The sequence below is a fragment of the Prevotella melaninogenica genome, assembly GCF_003609775.1.
In the GTDB taxonomy this organism is placed as follows: Bacteria; Bacteroidota; Bacteroidia; order Bacteroidales; family Bacteroidaceae; genus Prevotella; species Prevotella melaninogenica_A.
This window is the reverse complement of the sequence record NZ_AP018049.1, coordinates 1337904-1361483: the sequence shown is the minus strand read 5'-3', so window position 1 is coordinate 1361483 and position 23580 is coordinate 1337904. Positions and strand designations below refer to the sequence as shown.

Here is a 23580-nt window from a genome sequence, read left to right as displayed (position 1 = left end):
CATAATAATACATAGTAAGGCATTGTTTACGAGACAGCATAACTTCATGCAAATCAGAAGTCTGGCTTGTGAATAATCGATTTAGGATAAAGTTTCGTGGTAAACCTATCCTTATTCGGCTAAAAAAGCGTAACTTTGCGGTAAAAATTAAAGGTATAAATAGATTATTATGGCACAAGAGGATGTTTTCAAGAAGATTGTGAGCCATTGTAAAGAGTATGGTTTCGTCTTCCCAAGTAGTGATATTTATGATGGCTTGGCAGCTGTTTATGACTACGGTCAGAACGGTGTTGAGCTGAAAAACAATATCAAGCAGTACTGGTGGCAGTCAATGGTATTGCTGCACAATAATATTGTTGGTATCGATGCCTCTATCTTTATGCACCCGACAGTATGGAAAGCGAGCGGTCACGTTGATGCTTTCAACGACCCATTGATTGATAACCGTGATTCAAAGAAGCGTTATCGTGCTGATAACCTTATTGAGGATCAGATTGGTAAATACGAGGAGAAGATTGAGAAGGAAGTAGCTAAGGCTGCCAAGAAGTTTGGTGACGCTTTCGATGAGGCTAAGTTCCGTGAGACCAACCCACGTGTTCTTGAGAATCAGAAGAAGCGTGATGAACTTCACGTACGCTATACTGAGGCTATGCAGGGACCAGACTTGGAGGCTTTGAAGCAGATTATTCTTGACGAGGGCATCGTTGACCCAATCAGCGGTACAACTAACTGGACAGACGTTCGTCAGTTCAACCTTATGTTCTCAACAGAGATGGGTGCTTCTGCTGAGGCTGCAAGTAAGATTTATCTCCGCCCAGAGACAGCACAGGGTATCTTCGTAAACTTCCTCAACGTTCAGAAGACAGGTCGTATGAAGTTACCATTCGGTATCTGTCAGATTGGTAAGGCCTTCCGTAACGAGATTGTTGCACGTCAGTTTGTGTTCCGTATGCGTGAGTTCGAACAGATGGAGATGCAGTTCTTCTGCCAGCCAGGAACCGAGATGAAGTGGTTTGAGTACTGGAAGAAGCATCGTTTGGCATGGCACGAGGGTCTTGGTATGGGTGATGATAACTATCGTTTCCATGATCATGAGAAGTTGGCTCACTATGCTAATGCGGCAACCGATATTGAGTTCCACATGCCATTTGGCTTCAAGGAGGTTGAGGGTATTCACTCACGTACTAACTTCGACCTTTCTCAGCATGAGAAGTTCTCAGGTCGTCAGGTGAAGTACTTTGATCCAGAGCGTAATGAGAACTATACTCCATACGTCGTAGAAACATCTATTGGCGTTGATCGTATGTTCCTTTCTGTTATGTGTCACAGCTATACAGAGGAGGCACTGGAGAATGGTTCAAGCCGTGTTGTTTTGAAGTTGCCAGAGCCATTGGCACCTGTTAAGTGTGCAGTTCTTCCTTTGGTTAACAAGGATGGTCTGCCAGAGAAGGCACAGGAGATTGTAAACAGTCTGAAGTTCCATTTCAATACACACATGGAGGCTAAGGATTCTATCGGTAAGCGTTACCGTCGTCAGGATGCTATCGGTACTCCATTCTGTGTGACTGTTGATGGTGATACTTTGACAGACAACACAGTTACATTGCGTTATCGTGACTCAATGAAGCAGGAGCGTGTACCAGTTGAGAAACTGCGTGAGATCATTGAAGACCGCGTATCTATCACTGCTCTGCTGAAGAAGATTGATATTGACTAATTAAAAGAAGGATAGCAGAGTCGGCTTTTTAGAATCTAATAGGGTATCAAAGTTCTCTATCGTTTCTAATAATCCCACTCCGCTATCTCTTTCTGATTTAAATAAAAGACTATGACAAAGAATATAAAGACGCTTATTCGCCGTGCTGCAGGTGTCTTCTGCTTGGGCGGAATGATGCTTTCAGCAGGCCTCTTTACCTCATGTACAGAGAAAGATAATACTGTAGAGGAGTTTGCTGATTGGCAGTCGAAGAACGAAACTTATTGGAATAAGCTTTATACTGCAACTCAGCAGAAAATTAAGAGTGGTGATACCTCTTGGAAGATAATACTTAATTATAGTTATCAAAATCAGAAACAGACCTCTGGTTCTGCACTGACTTATAGTCCAGAGGATTATATTATTGCACATGTAGAGCAGGCTGGAGCTGGCACAACAAGTCCGTTGTATTCTGATTCTGTGTCTATGCATTATATGGGTCGCTTGATTCCATCTACGACTTATACATCGGGGCTTATCTTTGATAAGTCATGGTCAAATGATACTTTTAATGCAATAACGTCACGTCCAGCACATAGCTTCATTGGTCTTACTTATAGTTCAGAGGGTAAGGCGGTAAGTCTTGTTGATGGATTTACGACTGCTTTGATGTCAATGCATCGTGGTGATCATTGGACTGTCTATATTCCTCATCAGTTAGGTTATGGTACGAGTGCTTCGGGTACGGTACCAGCTTACTCAACGCTTATCTTTGATCTTCGACTGGTTGATTTCTCTCATCCGGGTACGAAGTTGAAGGATTCATAATCAAGGTATAGCGTCATAGCCTTTTGAAAGGTCGGATTGACCTTTATTCTTATATGTAGGGACACAAGCTCCCGTGTGTTCGGCTTAATAATAACAGCGAACAGACGGGAGTAAGGTCCCTATTTTGCTTTTGATATTTGGAGCATTTCTTGTTAGGAACTTTGGTTTACTAATTCTCTCAAGGTCTCATTATTTATTATTCAGGTTTTCATTATTCATATTTCATTGTTTTCCCGTGCGTATATCTTTTAGTAAATCCGTTGCAGAAAGTCTTCTTGCCAAAATTCGTAGTGGTGAGGTGATGAGCAGGAATGAGAAGTTTAATCTCATTATCCAACTCAGTATCCCATCTATCTTAGCGCAGGTGACAACGGTTTTGATGTTTTATATTGATGCGGGAATGGTGGGTTCGTTGGGAGCTGAACCATCAGCAGCTATCGGACTTGTCGAACCTGCAACATGGCTTTTCTTCTCTTTAGTGAGTGCAGTAACAATGGGTTTTTCTGTTCAGGTTGCTCACTTTATTGGTGCAAACGATTTTCCAAAGGCGCGTGCAGTAATGCGTCATGGTTATGCTTTTGGCTTATGCTTTGCGCTGTTTTTGCTACTTGTCACTTTCCTTATCGGTTCTCGTCTTCCAGTATGGTTGGGAGGCGGTGCTGACATTCAGTATGATGCAACTGTTTATTTCCTTATCTTCTCTCTCATAATTCCTTTTCACCTAATCGAGTATATGTCAGCAGCGATGCTGAAGGTGTCGGGTGATATGCGACGCCCCAGTTTCATGGCGATATTAATGTGTGTGCTGGATGTGATTTTCAACTATTTCTTTATCTTCCCTACGCGTACTATTTCTCTCTTTGGTATGGAGATGACGATGCCGGGTTTGGGTGAAGGTGTGGCTGGTGCAGCACTTGGAAGTCTTTTATCTTTTGTCTGTGTGGCACTTCCATTGGCTTATTATGCAATCTTTCGCAGTCCTATCTTGGCTTGGAAGCAGGATGTTGAACGTTTTGTGTGGCGTTGGCAATATATATGGAATGCGATGAAGATAGGTGCACCGATGGCGTTACAATATCTTCTGATGAATGGTGCACAATTGGTTTCTACCATGATTGTTGCCCCTTTGGGTAACATCGCTATTGCAGCGCATTCGTTTGCGATTACCGCAGAGAGTCTTTGTTACATGCCTGGGCATGGTATTAGTGAGGCTGCTACCACATTAGTAGGGCAGAGTGTAGGTGCAGATAGGCGTGACCTTCACCGTAGTTTCGCATGGATGACGGTTTTACTTGGTATGGTCGTTATGGCGTTTATGGGTGTTATAATGTATATCTTCGCTCCAGAGATGATTGGTTTGCTGTCTCCAGTGGCAGAAATTCAGGCTTTGGGAACTTCTGTCCTTCGTATTGAAGCCTTTGCTGAACCATTTTTCGCTGCTGCTATTGTCGCTTATAGTGTCTGTATAGGAGCAGGAGATACGCTGAAACCTTCATTGATAAACTTGGGTAGTATGTGGCTTATCCGTTTAACGTTAGCTTACGCACTTGCATCACAATACGGTCTTCAAGGTGTGTGGTTTGCAATGGCAGTTGAACTTTCTCTTCGTGGAATGATGTTTATCTTCTATCTTTTCAAGCGTCTTCGACGAACATAACTGTTATAGGGTGAGGGATTAAAATGGGTAGTAGTCTTTCTTATAAAGTCTTTTTTCTTTTTATAAAAATGAAGGATTGCGATTCTTCTTCATGACTGTAATTTACTTCTGATAGTAAGAATAAAGGTTGCATACCCTATACTTCATAGAAACTCTTGGTAAAAACCTACAGTTTTACCCCTAATTTGTGTGGAATATGCGGATAGTTGTATGTTAGTTTCTCCTATATATATAATAAGGTGAAGTGATTCTGCACGATCAATATGTCAAAATAGCAATAAAATATGGTGTAGAATATGTGTTTTAAAATCTATTTTTAAAGGGGAATGTTAAAACGCAAATTTACCTCTTTAGAGATATTTTATTGCCCAAAACAGTTAAAAAGATGTTGAAAAACCACTTTTTTACCTAAAAATTAGATTTTTTTCTATGAAATAATGTAGTCTATTCAAAAAAAGTGCTATCTTTGCACACCGAATATAATTAAGTCGCTAAAATTAACAGAATTAATATTAAGCATTTATGAAAAAGTTTTTGATTGCACTTTCGATGCTCGCTATGGGTATCACAAGTACACAAGCTCAGGTAGCTTACGAGAAGGCTAAGGCATTTGACAATGTTTACCTCGGCGTAGAGGGTGGTGTTATGGCTCCTCTTGATCTCAGTCGTGTAACTCCTCTTAACGCTGCAGCTGGTCTTAAGCTCGGTAAGCAGTTCAGCCCAGTTTATGGTGCTAACCTCGAGGGTCTTGCATTCTTTGGTGACAACCGTTGGCAGACTGGTTCTTTAGGTTTCTCTAACAGTCACACAATTGTTCGTGCCATCAACCTCGGTTTGAATGGTACTGTAAACTTCACAAACCTTTTCTGCGAGTACAACCCAGATCGTCGTTTCGAGGTAGGTGCTGAGGCAGGTATCGGTTACTGGATCACTTATGGTGACAAGCACATCATTCAGACTTCTAACACTGGTGATGATACAGAGTTGACAGCTAAGACTGGTCTTACTTTCGCTTACAACCTTGGTGAGAAGAGAGCATGGCAGCTTTATGTAGAGCCAGCTGTTCTCTGGAACCTTACACATGGTCCTGGCGATGCTGTTCAGTTTGGTAAGCACGCAGCTCAGCTCGGTCTCTTCGTAGGTCTTAACTACAAGTTCAAGACTTCTAACGGTACTCACAACTTCAAGGTTTGGAACGTTGGTGAGTTGAACGATGAGATTAACTCTCTCCGTGATCAGCTTAACGCTAAGCCAAAGGAGGTTGTTAAGGAGGTTGAGGTTGTTAAGGAAGTTATTAAGGAGGTTCCTGCACAGACAACTCAGACTCTCTGCATTGACAACTTGGTATTCGTAACATTCGCTCAGGGTAAGTACTTCCTCACAAACGAGGCTAAGAAGGCTCTTGATGATGTTAAGGCAGGTCGTCACGTACAGATCGTAGGTACAGCTTCTCCAGAGGGTCCAAAGGCACTCAACGATCGCCTTTCTCAGAACCGTGCAGACGTTGTTGCTAAGTATCTCCAGAGCCGTGGTGTCATCGTTGATGAAGCTAAGGGTCAGGGTGTACAGGGCGTAACTTCTAACCGTTTGGCTGTTGTTTACGTTAAGTAATTAAGCTACCAATTAGCTAACCTTAATAAGGTTGGTTGACTGAAATAATAAACAGGGATGAATCTTTAAGGTTTGTCCCTGTTTTTTTATGTCTTATTTTATTCGTTTCTTACCTAATTATACTTTATTTATCTGTGTAAGAAAAAATATATCGAGCTGTGAAACAGAGCTTCATTTGTAAATTAGACCTTAAATAATAGAATACCTCTCTGTTTTATTTTGCCCTTTAATCTATTTAGCGTACCTTTGCATTGTTTTCATGTTATTCGATAATGTCAAAGGAAAATAGATTCGACCTTTTAAATAAAATACAATCACCTGCAGATTTGCGCAAGTTGTCTTTGGATGAATTGCCAAAGTTATGCCAGCAATTGCGGGAGGATATCATTGAAGAGGTTGCCGTTAATCCGGGTCATCTTGGTTCAAGCTTAGGCGCGACAGAGATAACGGTGGCATGTCACTATGTATTTAATACTCCAGAAGACCGTATCGTGTGGGATGTCGGTCATCAAGCGTACGGTCATAAGATTCTAACGGGTCGCCGTGAGAACTTCTGTAATAACCGTAAATTAAATGGTTTGATGCCATTCCCTTCCCCTTTCGAGAGTGAGTATGATACGTTTACTTGTGGTCATGCCTCTAACTCTATCTCGGCTGCCTTGGGCATGGCTGTTGCTTCTAATCTCATGAAGCAGCAACGTCATGTCGTTGCTATTATTGGTGATGGCGCCATGAGTGGTGGCTTGGCTTTTGAGGGTTTAAACAATGTTTCCAGCCAACCAAATGACTTGCTTATCATTCTTAATGACAATGATATGTCTATTGATAGGGCTGTGGGTGGAATGGAACAATACTTGTTGAAACTCGATACCAATGAAACATACAATCGTTTGCGCTTTAAGGCTTCGCAATGGTTGCATGATAAAGGTCTGCTAAATGATGAGCGTCGTAAGGGCTTATTGCGTTTTAATAATGCTCTTAAGTCAGCCTTAGCACATCAGCAGAATATGTTCGAGGGAATGAATATTCGTTACTTCGGACCATTTGATGGTAATAATGTTGGTGAATTGGTTCGTATCCTTCGTCAGTTAAAGGATATGAAGGGACCAAAGTTACTTCATTTACATACCAAGAAGGGTAAGGGATACGAACCAGCTGAGAAGAGTGCTACGGTATGGCATGCTCCTGGTAAGTTTGATCCAGAGACAGGTAAGCGTATAGTGCAAGATTGCAGCAATGAACCACCTAAGTTCCAAGATGTATTTGGAAAGACATTGTTAGAACTTGCAAAGAAGAATCCTCGCATTGTAGGTGTCACGCCAGCTATGCCAACAGGTTGTTCTATGAATATAATGATGGATGCTATGCCTGAGCGCTCCTTTGATGTTGGTATTGCTGAGGCACATGCAGTCACCTTCTCAGCTGGTATGGCAAAGGATGGTTTACAACCGTTCTGTAATATTTATAGCGCCTTCTCACAGCGTGCATACGATAGCATTATCCATGATGCAGCTATACTCAACCTTCCAGTAGTTCTTTGTTTAGATCGTGCTGGCTTGGTGGGTGAAGACGGTGCAACACATCATGGTGCTTTTGATATGGCTTTCTTGCGGCCAATTCCTAATCTTACGATAGCTTCTCCGATGGACGAGCGTGAACTTCGTAGATTGATGTTTACAGCACAGTTGCCCGATAAGGGTTCCTTTGTGATTCGTTATCCACGTGGGAATGGTGTTTTAACCGATTGGGAATGCCCATTGAAAGAGGTAGAAGTGGGAACGGGACGTCGTCTTCATGATGGTTGGGATGTAGCTGTCTTGAGTATCGGACCTATTGGCAATGATGTTGAAAAGGCTATTAATCTGATAGAGAGTGCTGAGTCACCAAACGCTGAAAGCGCCTGTCCATCAATAGCACACTATGATATGCGTTTCTTGAAGCCATTGGATGAGAAGCTTCTTGAGGAGGTTGCAAGCCGTTTCTCACGTATCATAACGATAGAGGATGGTGTACGTAATGGTGGATTAGGTTCTGCTGTAACAGAGTGGATGAGCGATCATGGTTATACACCACAGATTACTCGTATGGGTATGCCTGACCATTTTGTAGAACAGGGAACGGTACAGCAGTTGCGTGAAATCTGTGGAATAGATATTGAGAGTATCAAGAAAGAGCTAACTAAGGCTAACTGATATATTATCACTCATCATCATTTAAACGAAAAAGAAGAAGAAATGAAAATAATTATAGCAGGCGCATACGCCATAGGAACCTATTTGGCGAAATTGCTTTCTCGTAATATGCAAGATATCGTACTTATGGATGAGAATCCAGAGAATCTGGAGAAAATCAGTAGTGAGTATGACTTGCTAACCATGGAATGTTCACCCACAAATATAAAGGGACTGAAAGAAGCAGGTGTGGAACATACCGACCTCTTTATTGCTGTTACTCCAAGTGAATCAGCTAATATCGCATCTTGTGTTATGGCACATCAGTTGGGTGCGAAGAAGACTGTTGCACGTGTGGACAATCCTGAGTATGTTGAAGAACATAATAAGGAATTGTTCCGTCAGATGGGTATTAGTGATATTATTTATCCAGAGATACTTGCTGCAAAAGATATCATCAATGGTTTGAAGATGTCATGGGTACGCCAACGTTGGGATGTGCATGATGGTGCTTTGGTGATGTTGGGTATTAAACTGCGTGAGACGTGTGAGATACTCGACCAACCTTTGAAGGATATCTGTGGACCAGATGATCCTTATCATGTCGTTGCTATCAAGCGTAATGATGAGACAATTATCCCTGGTGGTAATGATACCTTGCAGTTATATGACTTGGCTTATTTTATGACCACAAAGCAGTATATTCCGTATATTCGTAAGATTGTTGGTAAGGAACATTATGTCGATGTACAGAATGTAATCTTTATGGGTGGTGGTAAGACTGCAGCACGTGCTGTAAAGATGCTGCCAGAATATATGAATGCGAAGATTATTGAACAGAAGCCTACTCGTTGCGAGATTCTTAATGATATCTTCAGTGAAGACAGACTGGTTATCAATGGCGATGGTCGTGATATTGGTTTGTTGCAGGAGGAGGGAATCCGTCATACACAAGCTTTTGTGGCATTGACTTCAAATGCAGAAACGAATATTCTTGCCTGTCTTACGGCTAAACGACTTGGTGTTCGCAAAACTGTTGCATCAGTAGAGAACTTTGATTACGTGAATACAGCTGATGGACTTGACATTGGTACGATTATCAATAAGAAAGCACTTGCAGCCAGTCATATCTATCAGATGATGCTTGATGCAAATGTAGCAAATGTGAAGTTCCTTATGTCTATCAATGCTGATGTGGCTGAGTTTGTGCCAAGCCCTGAGTCAAAAATCACTCGAAAGGCGGTAAGAGATTTAAATCTTCCGAAGGGAGTAACGATTGGTGGACTCGTAAGAAGCGGAGAGGGAATGCTTGTATCTGGTAATACACAGATTGAAGCAGGCGACTCTGTTGTGGTGTTCTGTTATAATGCTGATATGAAAAAGGTGGAAAAATTATTTATTTAACCATGCTTAATCTGAAACTTATTTCCAAGATTCTTGGCTCTCTATTATGGATAGAGGGTGTACTGATGCTTCTTTGTCTGTTAGTGTCATTGATATATTATGGTGTTGACATCCTGCCATTCGTGTGGAGTATTCTCATAACGGTAGGTGCTGGTATTGTTTTCCGATTGTTAGGCCGTCATGCAGACAACCTCTTAGGACGTCGTGATGCCTATTTCGTAGTAACGATATCTTGGATACTCTTTACGCTCTTTGGTACACTTCCGTTTATACTTAGTGGCTATATCGGGAGTTTCACAGATGCATTCTTTGAGGCTATGTCAGGTTTTACAACGACTGGTGCAACGATTATAGACTATCCTGAATATCTACCAAAGGGACTCCTTTTTTGGCGTTCGTTGACACAGTGGATTGGTGGCTTAGGTATTGTATTCTTTACCATAGCCATCCTTCCTTCTATGGTGGGCGGTTCGGTAAAGGTATTTGCTGCCGAAGCAACTGGTCCTATTAAAAGTAAATTACACCCACGACTGAGCACAAGTGCCAAGTGGATTTGGATTGTTTATGTGGTTCTGACAATCGCTTGTATCTTCTCTTATAAGCTATGTGGTATGGGATGGTTTGATGCTTTCAACTATTCTATGACCAGTACGGCAACGGGTGGATTCTCAACAGAGAGCGGTTCTATAGCAACCTTTCACTCTCCGGCGGAAGAATATGTCTGTGCATTGTTTTGCTTCCTTTCTGGTGTCAACTTCACATTGTTGTATGCCTCAGTGGTAGGATTGGATATCAAGAAGTTATTAAAGAATAGTGAGTTCCGTTTCTATACGATTATGGTACTCTCATTTGCAATCTTTATTGCTTTTGAACTTGTTTATCGTAACCATTATGATATAGAGCGCGCTTTCCGTTGTGCCCTCTTTCAGGTGATTTCCTTTATAACAACGACAGGACTATTCAGCGACGATGCTGCCAAGTGGCCTCATGTAACATGGGTTGTTTTAGCTGCATGTATGTTCCTCGGTGGCTGTTCGGGTTCTACCAGTGGTGGTGTCAAAAGTATTCGTGGAGTGATGTTGTTGAAGGTAGTACGTAATGAGTTTCGTCAAATTCTGCATCCTAACGCCGTCTTACCAATGAAGATTGATGGTGTGAATATCCCACAGGCAAAACGTGTAACGCTTTTGGGCTTTATCGGTCTTTATCTTATTTTGACACTCTTCTGTGCCTTTACGATGATTGCTTTTGGTATTGATAATACAAATGCTATTACGATTACATTGAGTTGTTTGGGTAATGTCGGTCCGACTTTGGGTATGGAGATTGGTCCTACAATGTCATGGGCACAGTTGCCAGACTTTGCAAAGTGGATTTGTTCCTTCCTTATGCTCGTAGGTCGTTTGGAACTGTTTACAGTCTTGGTGCTCTTCTCGCCTGCTTTTTGGAAGGAAAACTAAGGTAGGTAAAAGCCTGAGTTTGGGTTATAGTTCTATCTATATTGATACCTTCTAAAGGCTTTTAGCATTCCTTTATTTCCAACGATGGTGAATTATTTTCATGAAAAGAAATATTTATTTTCACGAAAGAAAATATTTCTTTTCATGAAGAAAAATGTTTATTATCGTGAAAGTAAAGTGTTGATAGCTGAAAATACTTTCAATCTTCCCTAACTTCTCTTTTAGTTATATAGCGTATTATATGTTATCAAAAGCACTTTATTTTGTCTACAAACAGGGGGTAAATTCTTTAAAATAAATAACATAAACTATCATACAACTTTCTTATTACTCTTTTAACAGTAATTGTGTTGGAAATAAGTTGATAATGTGTAAATTTGTGACCAATAAACTTAAATATAATAACCAAAACGTACTATAAATGAAAAAGAACAAACTATTGATTTTATTTGTTGCACTTATAGCAACATTGTCATTTTCTTCTTGTTTGAATGACGATTATGATGAACAGGCAAAACGCAACCGCCCAACAGTAGAAGAGTTGAGGGCTGCAAGCCATACTATTCAAGGCCTTTATCATGGTAAACTTTCGAGATATGGCCTAAACGAACGGGAACAACTTGAAAGAAAAGATTCTGTGAATACTACTTGGGAAATCAAAGATGACACAACACTTATTATCAAAAATATCCCAACTAAGATGTTGACCGCAAGTATTATTGATACTGATTTGAAGCAAGCTATCGAGGCTTTGCCAAATCAGGAAATCAAATGTGCTATTAGCGTGTTCAGCGTGAAACCAATCCTCTTTTATATTGCTCCTTATCGTTTGGACTTAGGCAAGGTTACTTATGGGGGTAAAACTCATGATGTAGCTATAGCTTTCCTTTTCAAGGCTGATTATACCTATGGAGGTTATGATGCAGATCGTAAGGTGCTTGCAACTCGTCTTTTAGAGGGTGGACTGGTGATTGACGGTGTTCTTGATAAGTCTGTTAGTAAGGGTGCTGATTATTTCTTCCTTGCTTCTGAACCAAGAGTATAAGTTTTATAAAACAGTATAAGCAAAAGCCCGGGAACATCTATTCGGATGTTTCCGGGTTTGTTTTTCTATGATATAAGAAGATACTTGTTGTTTCATCTGATAGTGTATAGTAGTAGTATAGGGAAAGTCTAAAAGGTATGTGAAGCTGTGGAAAATGATAAATAAGAAAGGTGGTTTCTGTCTATTAATTTATTGTTTTGACAATATTGCAGAGTCTTTCTGCCATTCTGTCAGTCTGTCTCTGTTGGCACATCATTTGTCTAATTATTGGCGAATGACGCCGTCAGTAACAGCAGTAGATGATGTAAGTCTGATGATACTGTGATAGACAAGCGTCAATATTGAAAACGAAATAATAATAAAAAAAAGAATATACAATTATGGGAAAGATTATTGGAATTGACTTAGGAACAACAAACTCTTGTGTTGCTGTATTTGAAGGTAATGAGCCAGTGGTAATCGCTAACAGTGAGGGTAAGCGTACTACACCTTCTATCGTTGGCTTCGTTGAGGGCGGTGAGCGTAAGGTGGGTGATCCTGCTAAGCGTCAGGCTATCACAAACCCAGAGAAGACTGTTTACTCTGTTAAGCGTTTCATGGGTGAGACTTACGAGCAGTGTCAGAAAGAGGCTGAGCGTGTACCATTCAAGGTTGTTAACGAGGGTGGTTATCCACGTATTCAGATTGACGACCGTAAATATACTCCACAGGAGATTTCTGCAATGGTATTGCAGAAGATGAAGAAGACCGCAGAGGACTATCTCGGTCAGGAAGTGACAGATGCAGTTATCACCGTACCAGCATACTTCTCTGACTCACAGCGTCAGGCTACTAAGGAGGCTGGTCAGATTGCAGGTCTTAACGTACAGCGTATCGTGAATGAGCCTACTGCTGCAGCGCTTGCTTACGGTGTTGACAAGGCTAATAAGGATATGAAGATTGCTGTATTCGACCTTGGTGGTGGTACATTCGATATCTCTATCCTTGAGTTCGGTGGCGGTGTGTTCGAGGTACTTTCTACGAATGGTGATACTCACCTTGGTGGTGACGACTTCGATCAGGTTATCATCGACTGGCTCGCTGATGGTTTCAAGTCTGAGGAGGGTATCGACTTGAGAAAGGATCCAATGGCAATGCAGCGTTTGAAGGAGGCTGCTGAGAAGGCTAAGATTGAGTTGTCAAGCTCTTCTTCTACAGAGATTAACCTGCCTTATATCACAGCTGAGGGCGGTGTTCCAAAGCACTTGGTAAAGACTTTGACTCGTTCACAGTTTGAGCAGTTGGCACACAACCTCATTCAGGCTTGTCTTGTTCCTTGCCAGAACGCTATCCGTGATGCTAAGTTGCAGACATCAGATATCGATGAGGTTATCCTGGTAGGTGGTTCAAGCCGTATTCCTGCTGTGCAGACATTGGTAAAGAACTACTTCGGTAAGGAGCCTTCAAAGGGTGTTAACCCTGATGAGGTGGTTGCTGTTGGTGCAGCTATTCAGGGTGCTATCCTTAACAAGGAGAGCGGTGTGGGTGATATCGTATTGCTCGACGTAACTCCTCTTACCCTCGGTATTGAAACTATGGGTGGTGTGATGACAAAGCTCATCGAGGCTAACTCTACCATCCCTTGCAAGAAGAGCGAGGTGTTCTCTACTGCAGCCGATAACCAGACAGAGGTTACTATCCACGTTCTGCAGGGTGAGCGTCCAATGGCAGCACAGAACAAGTCTATCGGTCAGTTCAACCTGACAGGTATTGCTCCAGCTCGTCGTGGTGTGCCACAGATTGAGGTAACATTCGACATCGATGCTAACGGTATCCTCAATGTATCTGCTAAGGATAAGGCAACAGGTAAGGAGCAGAGCATCCGCATCGAGGCTTCAAGTGGTTTGAGCGAGGAGGAAATCAACCGTATGAAGGCTGAGGCTGAGCAGAATGCTGCAGCTGATAAGGCAGAGCGTGAGAAGATTGACAAGCTGAATCAGGCTGACTCAATGATCTTCACCACTGAGAACTTCTTGAAGGACAATGGTGACAAGATTCCAGCCGATCAGAAGTTAGGCATCGAGTCTGCTCTCCAGCAGCTCCGTGATGCTCACAAGTCAGCTGACGTTGCAGCCATCGACACAGCTATCAACAACCTCAACACCGTTATGCAGGCAGCATCACAGCAGATGTACAGCCAATCAGGTGCACAGGGTGGTCCTCAGCCAGGCGCAGACGCTGGTCAGCAGGAGCAGCCAAAGCAGGATGACACCATCCAAGATGCAGACTTTGAGGAAGTGAAGTAAAGAAGATTATAACTATATTACAACAAAAGAGAGGAACTCTAATATTCTTCTCTTTTGTTTTATCCAACCTAAACAATGAAAAAAGAGAATATCTTAAAGCAGGTAGTACTGCAAGAGTATGGAGAAAAGAAGCACTCGAAACTTACTAAGAGTCAGTTATCACTTTCACCTGAGCATTATTCTGAGGTGAAGAGTATGTACAAAGAATTAGGAGGAACACAGGAAGATCCTCCTTTAACTTTTGGTCCATGGGATATCTCAACCCCTAAGTTTATAATAGAATTAGATGAAGAGAATCATTTCAATAAATATAGATATAAAACATTAAACTCTGCCATTTATCAAGAAATAAAAGGTTTCCGTTTAGATGAATATATGTGTTTCTGTGAACTATACCAGTCTCGTTGCCGTAAGCATGGAGGATTTTGGAAAAATAATTCATCAGAGATGTTGTTTGTAAAAAGTGATGATAATGGATGCTTAGATGGGGCTGGAAGTTCACGATGGAGGCAGCGTGCTTTTTATGATTTTCTAAGGGATGTTACTGGAGTTATAAGCGGAATTCCTGTTATCCGTTTATCTATTTATCAAACATTTAAGGGTAAGAAAGTCCAAGATATTATAGAGTCCAAAGATAAAGCTATGATTTTAGATTTGGTAAGGACGACAGTCGATGAGTGGATGTAGGAATCACTTTGAAGAAGAATATCCTATGACCCTTGAAGAATACAACCAATTATCCTACGATTATGAACACAGCGCTGGCACTCACTGCGAGAAAGTCAGCCAGTGTTTGCGGCATACAGCCTACACGTTGCTCGAAATGAGCACGAGGGAATATTATATATTGTGAATTCTTATGTTGAAATTTCTATAAATGATATATATACTACACTAAGTTTGAAAACTGTTTGCTGTCATTTTTAACATTTGCGGTATTTGATTGATTTATAAAGTGTTATAAGTCGTGAGTGGATGATAGGAGTGACAGCAAAATAAAAATAATCCGTGAAAAACTTGACAAGGGGTATCTCTGTGTTGTATCTTTGCACGCAGATATTAGGAAGAGCAACGGCACGCAAGGCGTGATATTCTACAAACTAACAGCATCTTCCTTTTGTTTTATTCTTAAATCATTCTATTTATGTTTACAGATTTTTCTAACATGCCCAAAGATTGGGCAGTGTGCTTTATGCACGATTGTATTCTCAAAGAGCAGTGCCTGCGCTATTATGTGGGTAAGACACTTCCAGTTAGCCAACACTCGGCATTGACCGTTCTTCCCTCTGCTCGTTCTGGCAATAGCTGTAAGGAGTTTCACACAATGAAGACAGAACGATTGGCGTGGGGATTCTCGCATCTTTTTGATGATGTAAAGCATAGTGACTACCGCTCTCTACGTCGTGCTCTGGAGGACCATTTCGGCAGTCGCTTTGTCTACTATCGTTATCATCGGGGGATTAACAAACTGAGTGAGGGCGAGCAGCAATGGATTAATGAGCTTTTCCTGCGTTATGGCTATGCCGCCCCACGTGTTTATGACAATTATCAAACGAGCTGGGAGTATTAGGGATTAAGGGATTAAGGAGTGAAAGGGAGTGAGAGGAGTTAAGACATTAGCGTGTTTGGAAGAGTGGGGTAGTTCTTCTTGGAGTAAAGGAGTTGGGTTAGTTGACTGTTAGTGGTGTCTTATTTATTTGGTGTTAACGCTCCGCACATCTTGTGTTAATGCTCCGCACGTGTGGTGCTGTAGACAGGATAAGGAAAGACATAGTAACAGTTTAACTCTTCTATGGCTCATCAGACAGAATGACAAAAGGTCAGATAAGAAAAGACATAGTAACAGTTTAACTTTTCTATGGCTTATTAGCCAGAATGACACAAGGTCAGATAAGAGAAGACATAGTAACAGTTTGACTTTTCTATGTCTCATTAGACAGAATGACATAAGGACAGATATTAGAAAGACATAATAACAGATTAACCTTTTCACTCTTTCTTCTTTCTCACAAGCAACTTGTTAACTTGTCAACTTGTAAATTTCAAAACTTATGCAGTATAAGAATCTTAAGAACATTAAAGCTGAAAATCAGCGAAAGCGACAGTCGGATAGACTTAAAAATGATATTACTCGTCGTCTGCTCAACTATCTTGAGCGGAAGTATGAAATGCGGTATAACACCGCCTTGGGCTGTACGGAAATCCGAAAGGTAGGGAGTAACGAACCTTTTGTGCCAGCGGATGAACGTATGCGCAATACTATCGCCATCAAAGCACGTCTTGATGGTATTGATGTGTGGGACAAAGATATCCGACGATACACGGAGTCGGACTTTGTCAAGGTTTTTAATCCTGTGGACGACTTCCTCAATAGTCTGTGTGGGCGATGGGATGGAAAGGATCATATCAAGGCTTTGGCAGACTGTGTTCCTAATGACAATACACGGTGGACAGACTGGTTTCACACGTGGTTTCTTGCAATGGTGGCACAATGGATGGGCTTAGATAATGCACATGGCAACAGTGTGGCACCGCTACTCATCTCACGGCAGGGCTATAGGAAGTCTACCTTCTGTAAACGTTTGCTGCCCGAAATGTTGCAGTGGGGCTATAATGACAACCTTGTCATCAGTGAGAAACAGAATACGCTGAGGGCTATGACACAGTCGCTGCTGATAAACATTGATGAGTTCAATGCCCTGTCGGCAAAGACGCAAGACGGTTTTTTGAAGAATGTCATGCAGCTTGCAAGTATCAAACTCCGTCAGCCTTATCGTCAGCAGCAGCTTACGTTGCCACGTGTTGCCTCTTTCATTGCTACGGCAAACGTTTCGGATGTCTTTAGCGATCCCAGTGGCTGTCGCCGTTTTATTGCAGTCACGCTGACTGGTCCTATTTGCTTGCCCGAGCACATAGACTATAAGCAACTCTATGCGCAGGCTGTTGCTGAATTAGATAGCGGTAGGCGTTATTGGTTTGATGAGACTGATACCCAAGAGATTATGGCAAACAACGTGCAGTATCAACAGCGCACTCCTGCTGAGGCTCTCTTCTTCGAGTGCTTTTCCATCCCTAAGGACTTGATGAAGGGTGCTTATATGACAGCCGCCTCGATCTTTAGTCTTCTTCGCCAGCGATACGGCAGTCAGCTACACCTGACAAGCCTCTCCCATTTCGGTCGTGTCCTTGCCAACATCCCGAACCTCCACAGTAAACATTCTTCGCATGGCACAGAGTATTTGGTCACAGTGCGTAGTAGCCTTGGCCAGTCTGTCTCTTCCATCTTAAATCGTTAGTTGTTATCCGAATAAACTTTCAAAGTTGCTGTCACTGCCGTCACACTTCAACGTGCTATAAGTAGTTTATAATCTGTCAGTTGCGTGAAGTCTTAAAAGTGACAGCAACTAAAAACAAAGCTATGTTAGCTCTATTGACATTCAGCATGAATAGTTTTTTGTAAAAAACCTTTTCTCTTTATTCTTTATATAAATATTTTATATTATATTTGCAAGGAGTTACCCATGTTAATGGGAAGTGTAACTAAAAACTCATCTATAAAAGAGCGCAAGGAAGGACACTATATATTTTCTTGTTCGTAAATGGCGATAAAGTGTGAGGATATTTAATATCTAAGTTACAAAGTGTTCTAAGTCTTGCTGCTATGAATAAGATAAAAGCTACAAAACTGATAAGATGAAAAAAGAAGTAATTCAAGAATTATACAATGGCTTTGAAGCTGTGGCTGTAGAGGTCGAGGGGATTGAATGTTGGAGTGCACGCGAACTCCAGCTGCTTTTGGGTTATTCGAAATGGGAGAATTTCTCGAAAGTAATAGATAAAGCCAAAATTGCCTGTGAAAATGCAGGGAGTTTGGTTTCTGACCATTTTCCTGACGACAGGAAAATGGTTAATCTTGGTTCTGGGTCAGAAAGAGAGATTGATGATATTCTCTTAACTCGCTATGGCTGTTACCTAATTGCACAAAATGGTGACCCACGTAAAGAACAGATAGCATTTGCACAAACCTATTTTGCGATGCAGACACGTAAGGCTGAGTTAATAGAGCAAAGGCTATTGGAGATAGAACGTGTGAAAGCACGTACAAAGCTGCAAGAGACTGAAAAACATCTATCTGGTATTCTTTATGAACGAGGTGTCGATAGTAAAGGCTTTGCTGTAATCCGCTCTAAAGGAGATCAGGCATTGTTTCGCTTAAGTACAGCACAAATAAAAAAGAAGATGGGGGTCCTGCAAGTAGACCTGTTGCTGATTTCCTACCGACTATCAGTATTAAAGCGAAGGATTTTGCAGCTGAAATGACTAATGTCAATGTGCAGCAAAAGGACTTATATGGAGAAGGTCAAATCAGTAATGAACATATTGAGAATAATAAAGCTGTTCGGCAAATGATGATTCAACGTGGAATTATACCAGAGAATCTGCCTCCTGCAGAAGACGTTAAAAAGGTAGAAAGGAGGTTGGTGAGTGAAGAAAAGAAAGCTCTAATAAATAATCGAGGAAAAGATACGCATAAAGGATGAGAACTTGTAATTTCTTAATCCTATATCTTTGCGAAAGAAGAATTACAAGAGAAGGACGATAAAGAATACTCCGAATACATTTCAATAGTATTGAAAGAAATTCATCAAGACCCTTTACGTAAGAGAAATAAGGTCAAAGATGAAGTATCATTAAAAGAAGGTTATCCTACATTAAATCTAATCTCTAAATTAGAAGAGTTAATAAAGATAATAGTAAATAATAAAAGTATAGATTAAAAAACACTAATTTCAGATTATAAAAAATGGACACAAGAGTTTATTATGGCGAATACACACTGAAGCATTGGATAGAGTTGATGCTTAAAAAGAACATTATTCTTCCCAAATACCAAAGGAGTTTTGTTTGGGAAAAGAAGGATGTTCAGCGCCTTATACAATCGTTGGAAAATGGACAATTTGTTCAGCCAATTACAATTGCTTATGCCAATGAAGGAAATATAATCTTAGATGGTCAGCAGCGTTTGACATCTATATTGCTGTCTTATCTTGGCTATATGCCAAATAAGGAAAAATTCGATGAGTCTTATTCTTTTGCTGATGGCGATGATAGCTCAGAAGACATGCCAGAGAAGAAGTCTATAAGATGGACTTTTCAAGAATTATTGCAAAAAGATAGTAATACGAAAGAAGAGATAAAGAAGCAATTGAACAATGACGATAGATATGAGATAATAGCTATTTCTTTGAATGATGATTTTTTTGAAAAAACGTTTTTAGGCTTTTCGTACATAATACCTAATACTACTAATACTAGTGAAATTCAAAAGTTTTTTTCAACCTTGTTCCGAAATATAAATTATTTAGGAAGAAAGTTATCTTCTTTAGAAAGTAGACGATCTTTGTATTATATGGATACAGAAAAAGAAAATTACTTTGAAGGTAAAATATTAAATGGCGATATTAAAGAGGATGTTCTATGTAATATTAAAATAATTGAGAAGATGGTTCCTTCTCCAATTGACTTTGCACGATATTTGGCTGTCCTCTCACAATTTTATGGATTACAAAATTCAAATAAAATTCTTGTAGGGTACTCAGCGTATAATTCTCGTGAGAACTATATTGCTGATTATGTTTCATATATTTTACAATTAGAACAAGAAAGTAGAACAGATAAATTTAATGCTTTTAAATTTGATGATGTTTTTCCTAATGGTGGTTTTATAGATCGGTTTGTAAAATTAAGAAGTTGGATACAAGAAAACAAGAATAATTTTAATCTTGATGAAAAGAAAGATGCGTTTACGTCATGGGTAGATGCTGATTACTGGCTATTTGGATTGATATATTGGATAGTGTTTAAAAATAAAAGCATAACTTCTGATAAGACCCTAATAGATAAGATAAGTACGGAGATTTCTAGTAAAAAGAGCAGTGAATATTATTCAAAGACTCCGAATCTTTTGAAGCATTTGAGAGAAAGATTAAAAGTTTCTATTCAAATTTATGAAGAGTATGCGAACTAATCAACATCAACTATTTATACAAACTCCCATACTCGATATACTCAGAGATACAGTAACCTCTTGTCGAGCTATTGGAGATGGTATTGAGACCCAACCTTTATGTGAATATATTTTACAGACTACTTTTCTCAAAATGACTGGTGCATCTGAACAGAAATTGAAATGTATTTGTTGGGAGATGGCAACAAATGATTATGAGTATAGATATCAGATGCTGACTGATAAAATGGGAGAATGCTCGAATTACAAAGATAAACAGAAGATATTTAAAGAGATGCAAGATGTTATTAGACGGATTGCACTAGATCAAATCAATGAGCCTGCCTTTGGGGAACAATATAGAGAAAACTTAGTAAATGATATCAATAGTAATATTACTAGTATTGTTGATAAGTCACTTATAGGTGTAGTTAAAGAAAAAGATTTTCTACTTTTTAAGGCAAGTCCAAATATAATTAATAAAGATTCTTTTGCAATCTATGATAATGGGAAGATTTCATTTCTCGGAAATGACTTACAAGATTTCTACAATAATGTAGTTTATCGGCACCGAAATCGTTATGCCCACAATTTGAGATCATACCAAGAGAATCTTCCATCTCTATCAGGGCTAAAAGATGGGATTTATGAAAAGGAAAACTATTTCACAATGCTGTCAATATTAATCCTTATGGATGAATTGTACATGAAACTCTATGGTATTTATACAAATTGCCTTAAAGAGGTTAAATGATAAGAATGGCGATAACATCCAAGATGATTTCTAATCAATACTACTCAATTTGAGGAAACATTTTTGTACCATAAGAATGTAATTCTTTGATTATCAGTATAGGATATATTTGATAAAAAGGCTATTCATACATGTAAAGAAAACCCGCAGCAACTGGATGGTTGCTGCGGGTTGTATTTGAAATATGATAAGGTGAGAAAGCCTACATCACAACGTCAACTCAACAATATAATCAATGTCGGTGGGGACGGTGTCAAAGTTGAGGGTGATGCCGTTGCCAGTCTTTGTGAAGTTGACACGCTTGTTAGTGCCAAAGACGGTGGCAGACTTGATTTTGTGGTTACCAGTAGGGATGAAGAGGCTGGAGTCCATACAGTTTAGGATGTGGATGTAGAGTTTGTTACCACGCTGTGTACTTACACCCCATTCGTGTGGACCAACGATGCCGCCACGAGTGCCGTAGATGGTTTCACCATATTTGTTCAGCCATTCACCGATGGCCTGAAGGCGGTTGAGGGCAAGTTCGGGAAGGGCACCACCTGGCTCTGGACCGATGTTGAGCAGGAGGTTGGCATTCTTACCAGCAGCACGAACAAGCATCTGAATCAGCTCCTTTGGTGATTTGTAGAGAGTATCGGTGATGTTGTACCCCCAATGCTCGTTGATGGTCTGGCATGACTCCAATGGCAGACGGCTGATGCTCTGTCCAGACAGTCCAGCCTTGTTCTCACCCGGTAGGTCACGTTCAAAGATCTGAATGTCCTCACCAGGGAAAGGAGTCTGATGATGGTTGTTAGCAATGAGGCACTGTGGCTGTAGCTTATGAATCAAAGCATACTGCTCCTCCAACTGCCAATCGAAAGGTTTTGCGTCGTTGTCATGATCCCACCAACCATCAAACCAGATTGCACCTACTTTCCCATAGTTTGTGAGCAATTCTGTCAGCTGCGTGTTCATAAACTTGTAATAGCTTGGCCAGTTAGCCTTCTCTTTTGGACGACCCGTTCCAGTTCCCGTTCTACCCACTGGATAGTCCTCACGTCCCCAGTCGAGGTGTGAATAATAAAGATGCAGCTTTATGTCGTGTCGTTTGCAGGCATCAGCCAATTCTTTGATAATATCACGCTTGAAAGGTGAACCGTCAACAGAGTTATAAGTACTGGTAGCAGTCTTATAAAGCGAGAAACCATCGTGGTGACGAGTGGTAATCGTGATATACTTTGCACCAGCAGCCTTGATAGCCTTAATCCAAGCATCTGCATCAAACTCCGAAGGATAGAAAGTTTTAGCCAACTTAGGGTATTCCTTGTAGTTGATATCCCTATTGGTCATAATCCATTCGGTTGTACCCATCATTGAGTAGAGTCCCCAATGCAGGAAGATACCGAACTTATCGTCTTGGAACTGTTCGCGCGCTTTGAGATTCTCTGCCGTTGGCTGGTAAGTCTCCTGTGCCATGCCGACATAACTTGCTAGCAGTGTTGCGATTAAAAGTAGAGTCTTCTTCATGTAAGAATTTTGTTGTTTAGATTTTGACTACAAAGATAATAAAACTACAGCAGATAATGCCCCACTAAGTAAAGAAAGTATAGACACAAGCATGGGGTAAGGTAAAGTTATGAAGAAAACAGAAGGACTTAGTCTGTTGGTTGTTGTGTCGGTGGATTCAAGAATGTATAAATATCTTCTTTCAATCTTAGGAATGGTTCAGCGTTCGTATAACCTACATTACGACGGAGCATAGGGATAATCGCCTCCGTACTATGGCCATAACTTGATAGCTCGTTGCGACGTTGCGTATCGTGTATAGCATTACGATTAATCTCATCTTCACGTTCGCGAATGAGGAGGTCACATACTCGTTTCAAGACTGGTACGATGATGTTGTCGAAGAGGTGATGCCCTTGAATATATAAATAGGTGGTTGAAGGTGTAACGCCTAAGGTACGCAATTCCTCTTTCAGTTTCAAGTAGCTTTCCTTTGCATTCGGGTTCTCTTTTTGGAGTTGTCGTACACGCATCTGCACTTTATGGCGCAGTCGTTGAAGACTTTCAGCAGCCCCTTTCAGAGAGAAATTACCAATCTCCACAACTCTATTAAAGTCGGATATGGTAAACTTCTTGTGGATGCCTTGGCGATAATGCCAGATACTCCAGACGAAGAGTGGGTGTATACTTTCGCTGTAAAGTTTCAGAAACTCTTCAAAGTTAAAGATAGGATGGTCGTTGAGCGTTACAGCTACTGTCACATCATGCAGACTCGGTGCGTAACATTGTAGGTTTTCAATAGCATAAGCATACGTATGGAAAACGTATGGGTTGTTGTTCACTTCGTCGGAAAGTTGGGTAACTCCTTGCAATAGATAGTCATAATCAGCATCCACACAAGCAATCATGTTCTCACCAATATTCTGTGAAACGAGGTTCATCAATACCGACCGTTTGCCCTTGGTAAGGTTTAATCGCGATGGCAACATCACTTCAAAGTAACGCTCCTCGTTCTCAAAACTGCTTAAGACAGTGCGCCAAAAGAAGATATCGTCATACGCTTCCACGTATGCGATAATCTTTCTCCGTGCCCGCTTACCGTTCAATCGGTTTACTGCATCAATATAAGCCGATGATAGGTTGTCGCTCAGTCTTTTTCCCATCGCTCCCTCCT

The 23580-nt window shown here is 40.7% G+C and carries 17 protein-coding genes and 1 pseudogene; 16 read left to right on the top strand and 2 right to left on the bottom strand.

Translation table 11 applies throughout. From position 1 onward, the window contains the following. Positions 1-169: 169 nt before the first annotated feature. The 16 genes and pseudogenes from PMEL_RS05540 (at position 170) to PMEL_RS05470 (ending at position 20918) form a co-directional block, all read left to right on the top strand. Positions 170-1717 (top strand): glycine--tRNA ligase, encoded by a 1548-nt coding sequence (locus PMEL_RS05540; RefSeq protein WP_120174336.1) that lies wholly within the window; start codon positions 170-172, stop codon positions 1715-1717. Positions 1718-1828: 111 nt separating this feature from the next. Next, positions 1829-2524: an FKBP-type peptidyl-prolyl cis-trans isomerase gene (locus tag PMEL_RS05535; RefSeq protein ID WP_120174335.1), complete on the top strand. Its 696-nt coding sequence runs from the start codon at positions 1829-1831 to the stop codon at positions 2522-2524. A gap of 235 nt (positions 2525-2759) precedes the next feature. Continuing rightward, the gene (locus tag PMEL_RS05530; protein ID WP_120174334.1) at positions 2760-4181 is read left to right on the top strand and encodes an MATE family efflux transporter; all 1422 of its coding nucleotides are present in this window, start codon (positions 2760-2762) and stop codon (positions 4179-4181) included. A gap of 522 nt (positions 4182-4703) precedes the next feature. Beyond that, positions 4704-5792 carry an OmpA family protein gene (locus PMEL_RS05525; RefSeq protein ID WP_120174333.1) on the top strand — a complete coding sequence of 363 codons (1089 nt, stop codon included), beginning with the start codon at positions 4704-4706 and terminating at the stop codon, positions 5790-5792. A 272-nt stretch (positions 5793-6064) separates the two neighbouring features. Further along, the gene (dxs, locus tag PMEL_RS05520; protein ID WP_120174332.1) at positions 6065-7984 is read left to right on the top strand and encodes a 1-deoxy-D-xylulose-5-phosphate synthase; all 1920 of its coding nucleotides are present in this window, start codon (positions 6065-6067) and stop codon (positions 7982-7984) included. Between the two features lie 42 nt (positions 7985-8026). Further along, positions 8027-9367, top strand: a complete 1341-nt coding sequence (gene trkA, locus PMEL_RS05515; protein WP_120174331.1) for a Trk system potassium transporter TrkA — start codon at positions 8027-8029, stop codon at positions 9365-9367. A gap of 2 nt (positions 9368-9369) precedes the next feature. Next, positions 9370-10827: a TrkH family potassium uptake protein gene (locus tag PMEL_RS05510; RefSeq protein ID WP_120174330.1), complete on the top strand. Its 1458-nt coding sequence runs from the start codon at positions 9370-9372 to the stop codon at positions 10825-10827. A gap of 421 nt (positions 10828-11248) precedes the next feature. Further along, entirely contained in the window at positions 11249-11872 is a 624-nt protein-coding gene (locus PMEL_RS05505) for a DUF4840 domain-containing protein (protein WP_120174329.1), read from the top strand. Between the two features lie 154 nt (positions 11873-12026). Further along, positions 12027-12197, top strand: coding sequence for a hypothetical protein (locus PMEL_RS12225; RefSeq protein ID WP_172586756.1), 171 nt, complete (start codon positions 12027-12029; stop codon positions 12195-12197). 55 nt (positions 12198-12252) lie between these two features. Next, on the top strand, positions 12253-14157 hold the full coding sequence (gene dnaK / locus PMEL_RS05500) for a molecular chaperone DnaK (RefSeq protein ID WP_120174328.1): 1905 nt from the start codon (positions 12253-12255) through the stop codon (positions 14155-14157). A 75-nt stretch (positions 14158-14232) separates the two neighbouring features. Next, entirely contained in the window at positions 14233-14844 is a 612-nt protein-coding gene (locus PMEL_RS05495; RefSeq protein WP_120174327.1) for a hypothetical protein, read from the top strand. 457 nt (positions 14845-15301) lie between these two features. Continuing rightward, a complete protein-coding gene (locus PMEL_RS05490; protein WP_172586755.1) occupies positions 15302-15727 on the top strand; it encodes a DUF6078 family protein in 426 nt (141 codons plus the stop codon). Positions 15728-16208: 481 nt separating this feature from the next. Continuing rightward, positions 16209-17453, top strand: a complete 1245-nt coding sequence (locus tag PMEL_RS05485; protein ID WP_120174326.1) for a VapE domain-containing protein — start codon at positions 16209-16211, stop codon at positions 17451-17453. A 397-nt stretch (positions 17454-17850) separates the two neighbouring features. Next, a pseudogene (gene dinD / locus PMEL_RS05480) lies at positions 17851-18698 on the top strand (DNA damage-inducible protein D). 263 nt (positions 18699-18961) lie between these two features. Then, positions 18962-20185 (top strand): DUF262 domain-containing protein, encoded by a 1224-nt coding sequence (locus PMEL_RS05475; protein WP_120174325.1) that lies wholly within the window; start codon positions 18962-18964, stop codon positions 20183-20185. Further along, the gene (locus tag PMEL_RS05470; protein ID WP_145985352.1) at positions 20175-20918 is read left to right on the top strand and encodes a hypothetical protein; all 744 of its coding nucleotides are present in this window, start codon (positions 20175-20177) and stop codon (positions 20916-20918) included. The genes PMEL_RS05475 and PMEL_RS05470 overlap by 11 nt, the downstream gene beginning before the upstream one ends. A gap of 207 nt (positions 20919-21125) precedes the next feature. On the opposite strand, the gene PMEL_RS05465 is transcribed toward PMEL_RS05470, so the two are convergent. After that, a complete protein-coding gene (locus tag PMEL_RS05465; RefSeq protein WP_120174323.1) occupies positions 21126-22427 on the bottom strand; it encodes an alpha-L-fucosidase in 1302 nt (433 codons plus the stop codon). Positions 22428-22555: 128 nt separating this feature from the next. Beyond that, entirely contained in the window at positions 22556-23569 is a 1014-nt protein-coding gene (locus PMEL_RS05460; protein ID WP_120174322.1) for a DUF4435 domain-containing protein, read from the bottom strand. Positions 23570-23580 lie beyond the last annotated feature (11 nt).